The following is a 12991-nucleotide window of genomic DNA, read 5'->3' on the forward strand; positions in this document are numbered from 1 at the left end:
CGCGGCCCCGCGACGGTGGCCGGTCAGATCTCTATGCAGGTGCGCAGTGCCGTCCCGGACCGCATCTGGTCGAGGGCGTCGTTGATCTCCGGGAGCCGGACGCGGTGGGTGATCAGTCCTTCGAGGTCGATCCGGCCGGCCCGCCAGAGGGCGATGGCCCGCTCGTAGGAGCGCAGGACGTCCCCGCCGCCGTAGAGGGATGGCAGGATCCGCTTCTCGTCGAAGAACAGCTCGAACATATTGACCTGGAAGGTGTCGTCCATGGCGCCGGCGCCGACCACGCACAGGGTGCCCCCGCGCCGGGTCGTCTCGTACGCGGTGCGGGCGGTGGCGGACCTGCCGACCACCTCGAAGACGTAGTCGAAGCCCTCGCCCCCGGTGAACTCGGCCTTGGCGCCGTCGAGTTCCTCCGGCGCGACGGCCTCGGTGGCACCGAAGCGCAGTGCCGCCTCGCGCCGGGCGGGCACCGGGTCGACGGCGACGATCCGGGCCGCGCCGCAGGCCCGTGCCCCCTGGATGACGGAGATTCCGACGCCGCCGCAGCCGATGACCGCGACCGAGGAACCGGCCGCCACCTGCGCCGTGTTGATAGCCGCGCCGAGCCCGGTGGTGACCCCGCAGCCGATCAGCGCGGCGATCTCGTACGGGACGTCGTCCGGGATGGGCACCGCGCAGTTGGCGGCGACCACGACCTCCTCGGCGAAGGTGCCGGTGCCGGCGAACCCGAAGACGTCCCCGCCGGGCCGCCGGAAGTTGGGCGTACCGGCGTTCATGAACCCGGCCAGGCACAGGTGGGTCTGGCCGCGTTTGCAGGACGGACAGCTGCCGCAGGCGGGCAGCCAGCACATCAGCACCCGGTCGCCCGGAGTGAGGCCGGTGACGCCGTCGCCGACGTCGACGACCTCCCCGGCGCCCTCATGGCCGGGGACGAAGGGCACGGGCTGCGGCAGCACCCCGTTCATCGCCGACAGGTCGGAGTGGCACAGTCCGGTCGCCCGGATGCGGATCCTGACCTTGCCGGGCCCGAACCCCACCGCCTCGACGTCGTCGAGGACCTCCAGTTTGTCCTGCCCGGTCTCGTGCTGTACGGCTGCGCGCATCTCACGGCTCCCTTCGGAGACGACAACTCGGCGGCGACGAAGCGATGACTGAGCGGCGGCCCGCGGTGGCTGAGCGGCGGCCAGCGGTGGCTGAGCGGTGGCTAGCCGTGTTCGACGACGGTGTCCGCCAGCACCGCCGCGTCGTCCCGCTCGGGTGCCGTCACCGACACCTGGATCCGGCCGGGCTCGCGCCAGAGCCGGATGCGGAGCGTCTCACCCGGGAAGACCACCCCGGCGAAGCGCGTGCGGTACGACCGGACCCGGGAGACGTCCCCGTCCAGCAGGGTGTCGACGACCGCCTTGAGCGTGACCCCGTAGGTGCACAGCCCGTGCAGGATCGGCCGGTCGAAGCCGGCGAGCTTGGCGAACTCCGGGTCGGCATGCAGCGGGTTCCAGTCGCCGGAGAGGCGGTAGAGCAGCGCCTGGTCGGCGCGGATGTGCCGGTCGGCGGTCAGGTCGGGGGCGCGGTCGGGGAATTCGAGGGGGGCGGAGGGGCCGCGGTCGCCGCCGAAGCCGCCCTCGCCGCGGACGAAGATCTGGGTGTCGCAGGTCCACAACGGCCCGTCGTCGTCGGCGGCCTCGGCGCGCAGCACGATGACGGCGGCCTTGCCCTTGTCGTACACGGCCGGCACGGACGAGGTCTGGGTGGCGCGGCCGCGTACCGGCAGCGGACGGTGCACGGTGACGGTCTGCCCGCCGTGCAGCACGGCGGCGAGGTCGACGTCGATGCCGGGTGCGGAGAGCCCGCCGGCCAGCGCCATGCCCCCGCCGGCGACGGTGGCGAAGCTGGGCAGGACGTGCAGCGCGCTCTCCAGGGTGTAGCGCAGTTCGTCCGGGTCGGTGGCGGCCCGTGGTTTCTCGGCGGTGGCCGCGCCGGCGCCGATGCCGAGGTGGTAGAGCTGGACGTCCTTGTGGTCCCAGGCGAGTTCGGTGGTCCGCGGTTCGGCGGAGGTGGCCTTGGCGACGTCGATGGGCATGGGGGCGGTTGCTCCTTCACCACGGTGGGTTCGGTGGAAGACCCCGGCCCGGCCGTCCGCACCGTCGACCGGGCCGGGGTCGTCACTGGTCGGCACGGACCGCGCGGGTCGGCGGTGCCGCACGGGACACCGGTCCGGCGCGAACCGCGCGCGGGCCGGCGGTGCCGCACGGGCGCCCGCCGGGCGCGGATCGCACGCCGGTCGGCCGTGCCGCACGGGACACCCGCCGGGCGCGGTTCGGGCGCCGGTCGGTGTGCCGCAGGGAACAGCCGCCAGGCGCGGTTCGCGCGCCCGCCGGCCGTGCCGCACGGAACAGCCGCCAACTTCTAGAACGCGTTCTAGCCGATGGCCTTCATGTATAGCCGATCCGACCGGCACCGGGAAGTCCCCTGACGGTTTGTCAGAAACGCGTCGCCGGCCGGGGACCGCGGCGGTGACATTTGTCAGCGGGCATCACCCACATTCGCCCCTGCCCCGCCCCGCCCACGCTCCGTAACGTCATGGACGGGAACCGACCGGAGGGGGCGGAGATGACACCGGAGATGACACCGGGGACGGAACCGGGGGCGACACCGGGCAGGACACGGACGACGGCGCAGGTGGCGCCGGGGGCGCGGGGCGAGGGCGGCACGGCCGTGGCGTTCTCCGGCGTCACCCGGAGTTACGGCGCGGTCCGGGCCGTGGACGGCATCGATCTGCGGATCGCGGCCGGCGAAACCGTGGCGCTGCTCGGCCGCAACGGCGCCGGCAAGTCCACCACCCTGAACATGCTGCTGGGGCTGCTGCCGCCCTCCTCGGGCACGGTGCGGCTGTTCGGCGGCGAGCCGGAGGCCGCCGTACGGGCCGGCCGGGTCGGGGCGATGCTGCAGGACGGCAAGGCGATACCCCGGGTCACCGTCCGCGAACTGGTCGGCTTCGTGGCCGCCACCTACCCGCGGCCGATGGACGTCACCGAGGCGCTGGAGCTGGCGGGCCTGGCCGAGTTCGCCGGGCGGCGGGTGGACCGGCTGTCCGGCGGCCAGGCCCAGCGCGTCCGGTTCGCGGTGGCGCTGGCCGGCAACCCCGACCTGCTGGTCCTCGACGAGCCGACCGCCGCCCTGGACGTGGAGGCCCGCCGGACGTTCTGGCGCGCGATGCGGGCGTACGCCCGGCGCGGCCACACCCTCGTGTTCTCCACCCACTACCTGGAGGAGGCGGACGACCACGCCGACCGGATCGTGGTGATCGACCGGGGCCGGGTGGTCGCCGACGGCAGCGGCGAGGCGATCAAGCGGCGGGCCGGCGGGTCGCTGGTCTCCTTCGACCTCGCGGGCGCGCCGACCGCACCGCTGTCCGGGCTGCCCGGCGTACACACCGTGGAGGTCCGCGGCGACCGCGCCCGGCTGCGTACGGCGGACTCCGACGCCACGGTCCTGGCGCTGGCCGGACTGGGCCTGGTCCGCGGCCTGGAGGTCACCGCCGCCAGCCTGGAGGACGCCTTCCTCGCCCTTACTTCCCCCGACGCACCACACCACGACGCGCCACACCGCGACACCCCGCACCTCGACGCGCCACACGTCGACGCGCCGCACCACCACGCGCCGCACCTCGACGCCCCGAAGGAGACCGTGTGATGCTCGCCTACCTCCGTCTCGAAGTCCGCCGTACGCTGCGCGACCGCGGCTTCGTGATCTTCGGCATCGGCATGCCGGTGCTGATGTACGTCCTGATGACCAACATCGGCACCGGGCCCGGCAGCGCCGACATGGGGTGGAAGACCGCCTCGATGGTCGGGATGGCCGCGTACGGCGCCCTGGGCGCGGCGATCGGCACCGGCACCGGCGTCGCCGAGGACAAGCAACTGGGCTGGCTGCGGCAGCTGCGGATCACCCCGATGGGGCCGCTGCGGGCCGTGGTGGGCCGCGGGCTGACCGGGTCGGTGACGGTGCTCCCGGCCATCACCGCGGTGCTGCTGGTGGGCGGGCTGGTCAACGGCGTTCGGCTGCCGGCCTGGCAGTGGGCCGCGCTGGCCGGCCTGCTGTGGGTCGGCACCGCCCCGTTCACCCTGCTCGGGCTGGGCAACGGCTACCGCCTCTCGGCGCAGTCCACGGGCGTGGTCAACACGGGCTGCATGCTGCTGCTGTCGATCGTCGGCGGACTGTGGTTCCCGGCCGAGCTGTTCCCCGGCTGGCTGCGCGCGCTGTCGTCCTGGACACCCGGCAACCGCTTCGCCGAGCTGGGCCGGAGCGTCACCGAGGGCGGCGCACCGAGCCCGGCGGCAGTGGCGGTGCTGGCCGCCTGGCTGGCAGTCTTCGGCGGTTACGCGGTGTACGCGTACCGGCGGGCCGCACGGACGGTGTGACCGGCGATGGCGCAGATCTGGGGTACGACAGTGCAGCAGACCACGGAGCAGGACCCGGTCGGCGGGACGCCCGGCGGGGCTGCGGGGACGGACGGGGTGACCGGGGTGGCCGGGGAGACCGGGGTGGCCGGGGGCGACGGCTCGTCGTGCGCGGCGAAGCGAACGCCCGACGGGAAGCCCGACAAGGGCCCGGGCAAATACAGCTTCCTGCCCTGGCTGCTGATGGGGCTGGGCGCCTTCTCCAACATCGTGCAGGGCAGGACCGGCAACCCCTGGCTGGCCGGCCTCGGGCTGCTGGCCTTCAACTCCTTCTACCTCACCGTCATCTGGTCGGCCTTCAGCCCCCGGCTGCGCGACACCCGCTACCCGGTCGTCGCCCTGGGCGTGCTCACCGCCATCACCTACGCCATCGCGCTGGGCTTCGGCGGCAGCTGGTTCCTGTTCTTCCCGCTGCTGTCGCTGGCCTCCGGTACGGTCCGCGCGCTGCGCGGCAAGAAGCTGGCGCTGTGGCTGATCACGCTCAGCGGTACGGCCGGGTTCCTGTCCGGTTGGCAGGACAGCGACCCCAGCGAGTCGTTCGGCATCGGCTACGGCACGTTCCTCTCCGGCATGGTGACGTCCACGGTGCTGAGCCTGTTCGACACCATCCAGGAACTGAAGGCCACCCGGCAGGAACTGGCCCGCAGCGCCGTGGAGAAGGAGCGGCTGCGCTTCTCCCGCGACCTGCACGATCTGCTGGGGCACACGATGTCCCTGGTCGTGGTCAAGGCCGAGGCGGTGCGCCGGCTGGCGCCGCGCGACCTGGACGCCGCGCTCGCCCAGGCCGCGGACATCGAGGCGGTCGGCCGGCAGGCGCTGACCGAGATCCGCGAGGCGGTCACCGGCTACCGCGAGGGCAGCCTCAGCACCGAACTGGACCGGGCCCGTTCGGCACTGGAGGCAGCCGGCATCGAGGCGGTGGTCCGGCAGGCCGGGCCGCCGCTGCCCCCGCAGGCCGGTGCGCTGCTGGGCTGGGTGGTCCGCGAGGGCGTCACCAACGCGGTCCGGCACAGCGGCGCCACCCGCTGCGAGATCGCGGTGCACGCCGACGAGGAGCGGGTGCGGCTGACGATCACGGATGACGGGCGGGGTCCCGTAAGCTCCGGTGCGGCCCCGGCGGCCGGCCGGAGCAGGTTCCGCGACCGCGTCCCCGGACGCGACGGCGGCAACGGCCGTACGGACCCCGCGGACGGCGCCGCCGCGCCGCCCGGCACACCCGGCCCGGTCGGCGGCACCGGTCTGAAGGGCCTGGCCGAACGGCTGGCGGCGGCCGGCGGCACGCTGCGCAGCGGTCCCGACGGCCGGCGCGGCTTCCGGGTGACGGCCGAACTGCCGGTCGGGGTGGGGAAGATGACGGAGACGGAAGGGTTGACCAGGTGATCAAGGTCCTGCTCGCGGAGGACCAGGGGATGATGCGGGGCGCGCTGGCGCTGCTGCTCGACCTGGAAGAGGACATGCAGGTCGTGGCGCAGGTGGCGGCGGGCGACCGGATCGTTCCGGCCGCGCTGGAGGCCCGTCCCGACATCGCCCTGCTGGACATCGAACTCCCCGGCCGCAGCGGGCTGGACGCCGCAGCCGATCTGCGCGCCGCGCTGCCGTCGTGCAAGGTCCTGATCGTCACGACGTTCGGCCGGCCCGGCTATCTGCGCCGCGCCATGGAGGCCGGGGCGTCCGGGTTCCTGGTGAAGGACGGGCCGGTGGAGGACCTGGCGGCGGCGATCCGCCGGATCCTCGCCGGGGAGCAGGTGATCGACCCCGGGCTGGCCGCGGCGGCGCTCAGCGCCGGGCCCAATCCGCTGACCCAGCGGGAACGGGACGTGCTGACCGCCGCGGTGGACGGCGCGACCGTCTCCGACATCGCCGGCAAGCTCCACCTCTCCCAGGCCACCGTCCGCAACTACCTCTCCGCGGCGATCGGCAAGACCGGGACCCGCAACCGCATGGAGGCGGTACGGGCGGCGCGGCAGAACGGGTGGCTGTAGCCGGGGGGCTTCCGGGGTCCGGGCGCTAGCCGTTGGCCACGTCCGCGCGGCGCCGCGGCAGGGCGAGCAGCATGAGCAGAATGCTGCCCAGCAGCACCCCCGAGCCGACCTGGAAGGCCAGTCCGTAGCCGTCCGCCAGCGCCGCCTTCGCCCCGTGGCCCGCCTCGATGCGGGAGGCGGCGACGGTGGACAGGATCGACAGGCCCAGGGCGCCGCCCATCTGCCGGGAGGTGTTGATCAGCCCGGAGACCAGGCCCTGGTCGGACGGGTCGGCGCCGGAGGTGGCGATGGCGGCGACCGGGGTCGCGGTCAGGCCGGCGCCCAGCGCCATCAGGATGCCGGGGCCGAGGATCGTGCCGAGGTAGGTTCCGTCGACGTCCATCGTGCCCTGCCAGACCATGCCGGAGGCGGAGATCACCGCACCGGTGACGGCCAGGGTCTTGGCGCCCAGCCGGTTCATCAGCCGCGGCCCGAGCTTCGAGCCCAGGACGATGGACAGCGAGTGCGGGATGAACGAGAGTCCGGCCTGCAGCGGTTTGTAGTCGAGCACGTTCTGGACGTAGAGCGAGAGGAAGTACCACATCGAGAACATCGCGGCGCCGGCCAGCACCATCGCCGCGTTCGCCGAGGAGACCGAGCGCAGCCGGAACAGCCCCAGCGGCATCAGCGGCGCCTTGGCCCGCGCCTCCACGGCGAGGAAAGCGGCGAGCACGACCAGTCCGGCGGCCAGCGGCAGCAGCGCCGAGGCCGAGCCCCAGCCGTCCGTCTCGGTCTGCACGATCCCGTAGGCCACCAGTCCCAGCCCGCCGGTCACCAGCAGTGCACCGGGCACGTCGAGCCGCCGGACGGCGCCCTGCCGGCTCTCGGTGAGCCACAGCGCCGCGCCGGCCAGCACCAGCGCCCCGACCGGCACGTTGATGAGCAACACCCAGCGCCACGACAGGTATTCGGTGAGCACCCCGCCGACCAGACCGCCCACCGCGCCGCCGCCGGCGCCGACCGCCGTCCAGGTGGCGATCGCACGGGTACGGGCCGGGCCGGCCGGGAACGACGTGGTGAGGATCGTGAGGGTGGCCGGCGAGAGTACGGCGGCGCCGATGCCCTGGACCGTACGCGCCGCGATCAACTGCCAGGGCTGCTGCGCCAGTCCACCCCCCAGACTCGCGACGGTGAACAGCGCCAGCCCGAGGACGAAGATCCGCTTACGGCCGAAGAGGTCCGCGGCCCGGCCGCCGAGCAGCATGAAGCCGGCGAAGGTGATCACGTAGGCGTTGACGATCCACTGCAGGCCCAGCTCGCTCAGCCCCAGACCGGTCCGTACGGCGGGCAGCGCCACGTTCACCACCGAGACGTCCAGGACGACCAGGAACTGTCCGGCGCAGACCAGCAGCATCACCAGCCACGCCGGAGCGGCGCTCCGGCGGGCGGTCGTGGACAGGGTGGCGGACTCGGCTATCGGCGGCATCGGGGGCATGCGGACCATGCTCGCACCGACCCCGCACCCCCCGCATCGGGATATCGGTGCATACACCACCTGACCGGGGTCCTAGGTCGGTGGGCGGAGGGCGGGGCATACGGAAGGGCGGGCCGGGGCGGGTGAGCGAAGACGGCCCGGGCCGAACGGGGGCAGGGGGCCGGGGGCCTTGAAGCCGAACCGCCATCTAGCCGCATCGCCCCTCCCGAACACGGCCACTCCGCTGGTCACGCGGGCGGCCCGTTGCCCATGTGTACGAGAGGTTGGTGGGGCTGTGGGAGGTCCGGACAGGGAGGTCCGCCCGGAAAGCCACGGTCACGCCGTCCAAAAAGGTGCCAACGAGCCGTGCGTCCCTTTCCTGCTGTGACCGCCACTCGCAGCGTACGGCCGCGCGCTGGGAGCCCTTCGCAGGCCACCCCAGAGAGCTCACCCGCACCACCCCCGACGGAGCCCATGACGGACGCTACGCGCCTCGATAGCGAATCCTCGATGACCCCTTTCGGATAGGCATTTCGACTGAGCTCCTCACGGCCGGTCCGCCGGGTCGAGCTCATCGCCAAGGGCCGACGGCCGCACAGCCGGAACGCCGCCCCGCCCCGCGGCCTCACCTCCGCAGCAACGTCACCACCGCCGCCCCGCCCAGGCCGATGTTGTGGGCCAGGCCCACGCGGGCGCCGGGGACCTGTCGGGCGCCGGCCGTGCCGCGGAGTTGCCAGACCAGTTCGGCGGCCTGGGCGAGGCCGGTGGCGCCCAGGGGGTGGCCCTTCGAGATCAGGCCGCCGGACGGGTTGACCACCCAGCGGCCGCCGTACGTGGTGGCCCCGTCGGCGACCAGCTTCCCCGACTCGCCGTCCGCGCACATGCCCAACGCCTCGTACGTCAGCAACTCGTTGATCGAGAAGCAGTCGTGCAGCTCGATGACGTCCACGTCCTCGATGCCCAGCCCGGACGCCTCGTAGACCTGCCGGGCGGCGGCCCGGGACATCGGCTTGCCGACGACGTCGATGCAGGAACCGGAGGCGAAGCTCTCCTCGGTGTCGGTGGTCATCGCCTGGGCGACGATCTCCACCGCCCGGTCGGCCAGCCCGTGCGCCCGGACGAACCGCTCGGAGGCGACCACCACCGCGGCCGCGCCGTCGGACGTCGGGGAGCACTGGAGCTTGGTCAGCGGGCGGTGGATGACCTTGGCGGCCAGCACCTCCTCGACCGTGTGGACGTCCCGGAACTGGGCGCGGGGGTTGTGTGCGGAATGCCGGTGGTTCTTGGCGCCGACCGCGGCCAGTTGCTCCGCCGTGGTGCCGTACCTCGCCATGTGCTCGCGGGCCGCGTTGCCGAAGATCTGCGCGGTGGGCGGGGTCCGTTCGAAGCCGTGCGCGGCCGCCATGACGCCGTAGTGGCGGGCGACCGGGGAGGCCGCGAAGTCGCCCGCGGCGTCCGCGCCGCCGCCCAACGCGCCGCGCCGCATCTTCTCGAAGCCCAGTGCCAGCACGCAGTCGTTGAGGCCGGAGGCGACGAACTGGCGGGCCATCATCAGCGCCGTCGCGCCGGTCGCGCAGTTGTTGTTGACGTTGTAGACGGGGACCCCGGTCAGGCCCAGCTCGTACGCGGCGCGCTGACCGGCCGTGGACGGCTGGTGGCAGTAGCCGACCGGCACCTGCTCGACGGCGTCGTAGCCGACGCCGGCGTCCGCGAGTGCCGCCTCGCCCGCCTCCTCGGCCATGTCCCAGTACTGCCACTCGCGGGTCTCGGGCTTCTCGAAGTTCGTCATCCCTACGCCGACGAGGTACGCCGTGCCTGCCATACAGGTCCTCCTGGTGAGTCACCGGGCGTCGTGCGGGGTCAGATGAGGGGGCGGGGCTCCGGGTCGCGGGGCAGTCCGAGCAGCCGCTCGGCGACCACGTTGCGCTGCACCTGGGTGGTGCCGCCGGCGATGGTCAGACAGCGCGACATCAAAAAGCCGTGCAGGGCGCGTTCGCCGGCGCCCTCGCGCACCGCGCCGGCCGGACCGAGCAGTTCCAGCGCCAGTTCGGCGGCCTTCTGCTGGTGCGGGGTCTGCAGCAGCTTGCGGATGCTGGCGCCGGCGCCCGGTTCGAGGCCGGAGACCTGCTGGAGCGTGGTGCGCAGGGTGATGCAGGCCAGCGCGTGCGCCTCGGCGGCCAGGGCGCCCACCCGGGCCCGTACGGAGCCGTCGAGGCCGGCGGTGCGGTCGAGGAGCGCGGTCAGTCCGGTGTCGAAGGTCAACTGGTCGGCCATGTGGACGCGTTCGTTGTCCAGGGTGGTGCGGGCCACCTTCCAGCCGTTGCCGATCTCGCCGACCACCGCGTCGGCCGGCAGCAGCACGTCGTCGAAGTAGACCTCGTTGAAGAGCGCCTCACCGGTGATCTCCTTCAGCGGTCGGACGTCGATCCCGGGAGCCTTCATGTCGACGACGAAGAAGGTCAGCCCCTTGTGCTTGGGGGCGTCCGGGTCGGTGCGGGCGAGCAGGATGCCGTGGTCGGCCCACTGGGCGGCCGAGGTCCACACCTTCTGTCCGTTGATCCGCCAGCCGGCACCGTCGGGCCCGTCCACCCGCTCGGCGCGGGTCCGCAGCGCGGCCAGGTCCGATCCGGCCTCCGGTTCGGAGAACAGCTGGCACCACAGCAGCTCCCCGCGCAGCGACGGCATCAGATAGCGCTGCTGCTGTTCGGCGGTGCCGTGGGCGAGCAGCGAGGGCACGACCCAGGTGGCGATGCCCAGGTCGCTGACGGTGACCCCGGCGGCGGCCAGTTCCTGCTGGACGGCGAGCTGCTGGACGGGGCCGGCGCCCCGCCCGTAGGGCGGCGGGAGATGCGGTGCGGCGTATCCGGTGGGGGCCAGCTCGCGGCGGGCGGCCGCGGGGTCGAGTCCGCGTACCCGGTCGATGACCTCGCGGGCCTCGATGCGGAACTGCTCTGCTTCCGCGGGGAGTCGGAGGCTCAGCGGGCGCCGGGCGCCGTCGGCGGCGTAGGCGGCGGCGCGCAGCCGGTGGGTGTCGCCGGCGCCGAGCAGCTGGCGGGCCACCGCCGCCCGGCGCAGGTGCAGATGGGCGTCGTGTTCCCAGGTGAAGCCGATGCCGCCGAGGATCTGGAGGCAGTCCTTGGCGCAGCTGAAGGCGGCGTCGAGGGCGGTGGCGGTGGCGAGGGCGGCGACCAGTCCGCGGACCCGGGGCGGCTCGTGGTGGGCGCGGGCCGCGTCCCAGACCAGGGCGCGGGCCTGTTCGCAGCGGACGAGCATGTCGGCGCAGAGGTGTTTGACGGCCTGGAACTGGCCGATGGGGCGGCCGAACTGCTTGCGGACCCGGGCGTGTTCGGTGGCGGTGGCGAGGGCCCAGGCCGCGGTTCCGCAGCTCTCGGCGGCGAACAGCACCCCGGCCAGGTCGCGGACGAGGGCGTCGTCGATCGCCACCAGCCGGTCCGCGGGCACCGGGACGCGGTCCGCGCGGACCTCGGCGACCGGGCGGGTCGGGTCGGCGCTGTCCTGGACGCGTACGGTCAGGGCCGCGGTGTCGACGGCGAGGTGGACGGTGCCGGTGGCGGTCCGCGCGGCGAGCACGAGGAGGTCGGCGTCGGCCCCGGCGAGGACCGGCGGCGCGGTGCCGTCGAGGACGTAACCGCCGGGCGTCGTGGTGGCGGTGAGCGTGCCGGGGCCGAGCGCCACCGCGCCGGTCAGCTCGCCGGTGGCGAGGGCCCGTACGAGGTGCCGGTGCGCGGCGCCGTGGTGGAGCAGTGCGGCGGCGAGGACGGTGGGCAGGTACGGGCCGGGGAGTGCGGCGCGGCCCAGTTCTTCGAGGACGACGGCGAGGTCGAGCAGGTCGCCGCCGCCCCCGCCGTCGGTCTCGGGGAGGTGGAGGCCGAGCAGGCCCTGTGCGGCGAGGCCGTCCCAGTGGGCGGGACGCCCGGGGCGGGCGGGTGCGGTGTCGAGGAGCTTGCGGACCTCTTCGGGTGGTACGGCCCGGCGGGCCCAGCCACCCGCCGCCTCGGCCAGGTCGCGGTGGTCCGGTGTGATTCCGATGCCCATGCGGGGCAGGCTAGAACACGTTTCAATCTGACGGAAGGTCAGGTGGGCCGGAATGTTCCGTCCGGCGGCCCGCGGCGGGGGCCCGCGGGGAACGGCCGGCGGCGCACAGGAAACGGTCCGGTGAATTCCGCACGGAATGCCTTTTGCCCGCCCCGGTGGTTTCCGGTGGGCGCGTTTCCCGTTTCCGGACATCCGGGAAACCTCCGGCGATAAACCGGCGGGAACGGCCGGGAATCCGCCGGCCCGACTCCCCCGGCCGGTCCGGCCGGCCGGAAAGCCGCAGGGAAATACGAACCCCCGCACGGCCGCCTCCGGCCCGTACGGCACGATGAGCCCTCCGACCGCACCACCAGGAGGAAGCCCATGTCCGCTCCCACGGCGCCGACCGCCCCGCAGCCGGAGACCCTCGCCGCGTTCGAGGCGGCGAAGGGCTTCATGCCCGCGGACGAGGGGCTCGCGCTGTACGCGGCGGCGGCCGGGGCGGCGCGGCTGGGGCTGCCGCTGGTGGAGGTCGGCACGTACTGCGGCCGGTCGACCCTGCTGCTCGCGGACGCGGCCCGGGCCGCCGGGGTGCCGGCCGTCACCGTGGACCACCACCGGGGCAGCGAGGAGCAGCAGCCCGGCTGGGACTACCACGACCCGTCCGTGGTGGACCCCGAGGTCGGCCGGATGGACACCCTGCCCACGTTCCGCCGCACCCTGCACGCGGCCGGGCTGGAGGACCACGTGATCGCCGTCGTGGGACGTTCCCCGCAGGTCGCGGCCGTGTGGGGGCGGCCGGTCGGGCTGGTCTTCATCGACGGCGGGCACACCGACGAGCACGCCACCGCCGACTACGAGGGCTGGGCGCCGCACGTGGCACCGGACGGCCTGCTGGTCATCCACGACGTGCACCCGCACCCCGAGGACGAGTTCACCGGCCAGGCGCCGTACCGGATCTACCTGCGGGCGCTGGCCTCCGGGGCGTTCACCGAGGCCTCGGCACAGGGGACGCTGCGCGTGCTGCGGCGCACCGGCCCCGGCATCTGATCCGGGCCGCGGGC

10 protein-coding genes are annotated in these 12991 nt (G+C 73.9%); 5 read left to right on the forward strand and 5 right to left on the reverse strand.

The features are described 5' to 3' along the window. Positions 1-23: 23 nt before the first annotated feature. Both AB0G35_RS26770 and AB0G35_RS26775 read right to left on the reverse strand, forming a co-directional pair. The gene (locus AB0G35_RS26770; RefSeq protein WP_360954555.1) at positions 24-1100 is read right to left on the reverse strand and encodes a Zn-dependent alcohol dehydrogenase; all 1077 of its coding nucleotides are present in this window, start codon (positions 1098-1100) and stop codon (positions 24-26) included. A 101-nt stretch (positions 1101-1201) separates the two neighbouring features. Beyond that, entirely contained in the window at positions 1202-2077 is an 876-nt protein-coding gene (locus tag AB0G35_RS26775; protein ID WP_360954558.1) for a MaoC/PaaZ C-terminal domain-containing protein, read from the reverse strand. 635 nt (positions 2078-2712) lie between these two features. Between AB0G35_RS26775 and AB0G35_RS26780 the strand changes: the two genes are divergently transcribed. The 4 genes from AB0G35_RS26780 to AB0G35_RS26795 are packed head-to-tail and all read left to right on the forward strand — an operon-like array spanning position 2713 to position 6439. Next, on the forward strand, positions 2713-3690 hold the full coding sequence (locus tag AB0G35_RS26780) for an ABC transporter ATP-binding protein (RefSeq protein ID WP_360954657.1): 978 nt from the start codon (positions 2713-2715) through the stop codon (positions 3688-3690). After that, on the forward strand, positions 3690-4418 hold the full coding sequence (locus tag AB0G35_RS26785) for an ABC transporter permease (protein ID WP_360954561.1): 729 nt from the start codon (positions 3690-3692) through the stop codon (positions 4416-4418). The genes AB0G35_RS26780 and AB0G35_RS26785 overlap by 1 nt, the downstream gene beginning before the upstream one ends. 6 nt (positions 4419-4424) lie before the next feature. Next, entirely contained in the window at positions 4425-5837 is a 1413-nt protein-coding gene (locus tag AB0G35_RS26790) for a histidine kinase (protein ID WP_360954564.1), read from the forward strand. Further along, a complete protein-coding gene (locus AB0G35_RS26795) occupies positions 5834-6439 on the forward strand; it encodes a response regulator transcription factor (RefSeq protein ID WP_360954566.1) in 606 nt (201 codons plus the stop codon). The genes AB0G35_RS26790 and AB0G35_RS26795 overlap by 4 nt, the downstream gene beginning before the upstream one ends. A gap of 25 nt (positions 6440-6464) precedes the next feature. On the opposite strand, the gene AB0G35_RS26800 is transcribed toward AB0G35_RS26795, so the two are convergent. From AB0G35_RS26800 to AB0G35_RS26810, 3 genes are all read right to left on the reverse strand, one after another. Beyond that, positions 6465-7913, reverse strand: a complete 1449-nt coding sequence (locus AB0G35_RS26800) for an MFS transporter (protein WP_360954568.1) — start codon at positions 7911-7913, stop codon at positions 6465-6467. Between the two features lie 604 nt (positions 7914-8517). After that, the gene (locus AB0G35_RS26805) at positions 8518-9714 is read right to left on the reverse strand and encodes a beta-ketoacyl synthase N-terminal-like domain-containing protein (protein ID WP_360954570.1); all 1197 of its coding nucleotides are present in this window, start codon (positions 9712-9714) and stop codon (positions 8518-8520) included. Positions 9715-9752: 38 nt separating this feature from the next. Further along, the gene (locus AB0G35_RS26810; RefSeq protein ID WP_360954573.1) at positions 9753-11948 is read right to left on the reverse strand and encodes an acyl-CoA dehydrogenase; all 2196 of its coding nucleotides are present in this window, start codon (positions 11946-11948) and stop codon (positions 9753-9755) included. Positions 11949-12311: 363 nt separating this feature from the next. Between AB0G35_RS26810 and AB0G35_RS26815 the strand changes: the two genes are divergently transcribed. Beyond that, a complete protein-coding gene (locus AB0G35_RS26815) occupies positions 12312-12977 on the forward strand; it encodes a class I SAM-dependent methyltransferase (RefSeq protein ID WP_360954576.1) in 666 nt (221 codons plus the stop codon). Positions 12978-12991 lie beyond the last annotated feature (14 nt).

The organism is Streptomyces sp. NPDC021749 (assembly GCF_040640655.1).
GTDB lineage: Bacteria > Actinomycetota > Actinomycetes > Streptomycetales > Streptomycetaceae > Streptomyces.

What these genes read in the sequence shown, in the direction of transcription:
- AB0G35_RS26815 (WP_360954576.1), top strand. Translation starts at nt 12,312, where the DNA reads ATGTCCGCTCCCACGGCGCCGACCGCCCCGCAGCCGGAGACCCTCGCC.
- AB0G35_RS26790 (WP_360954564.1), top strand. Translation starts at nt 4,425, where the DNA reads ATGGCGCAGATCTGGGGTACGACAGTGCAGCAGACCACGGAGCAGGAC.
- AB0G35_RS26785 (WP_360954561.1), top strand. Translation starts at nt 3,690, where the DNA reads ATGCTCGCCTACCTCCGTCTCGAAGTCCGCCGTACGCTGCGCGACCGC.
- AB0G35_RS26770 (WP_360954555.1), bottom strand. Translation starts at nt 1,100, where the DNA reads ATGCGCGCAGCCGTACAGCACGAGACCGGGCAGGACAAACTGGAGGTC.
- AB0G35_RS26810 (WP_360954573.1), bottom strand. Translation starts at nt 11,948, where the DNA reads ATGGGCATCGGAATCACACCGGACCACCGCGACCTGGCCGAGGCGGCG.
- AB0G35_RS26800 (WP_360954568.1), bottom strand. Translation starts at nt 7,913, where the DNA reads ATGCCCCCGATGCCGCCGATAGCCGAGTCCGCCACCCTGTCCACGACC.
- AB0G35_RS26775 (WP_360954558.1), bottom strand. Translation starts at nt 2,077, where the DNA reads ATGCCCATCGACGTCGCCAAGGCCACCTCCGCCGAACCGCGGACCACC.
- AB0G35_RS26805 (WP_360954570.1), bottom strand. Translation starts at nt 9,714, where the DNA reads ATGGCAGGCACGGCGTACCTCGTCGGCGTAGGGATGACGAACTTCGAG.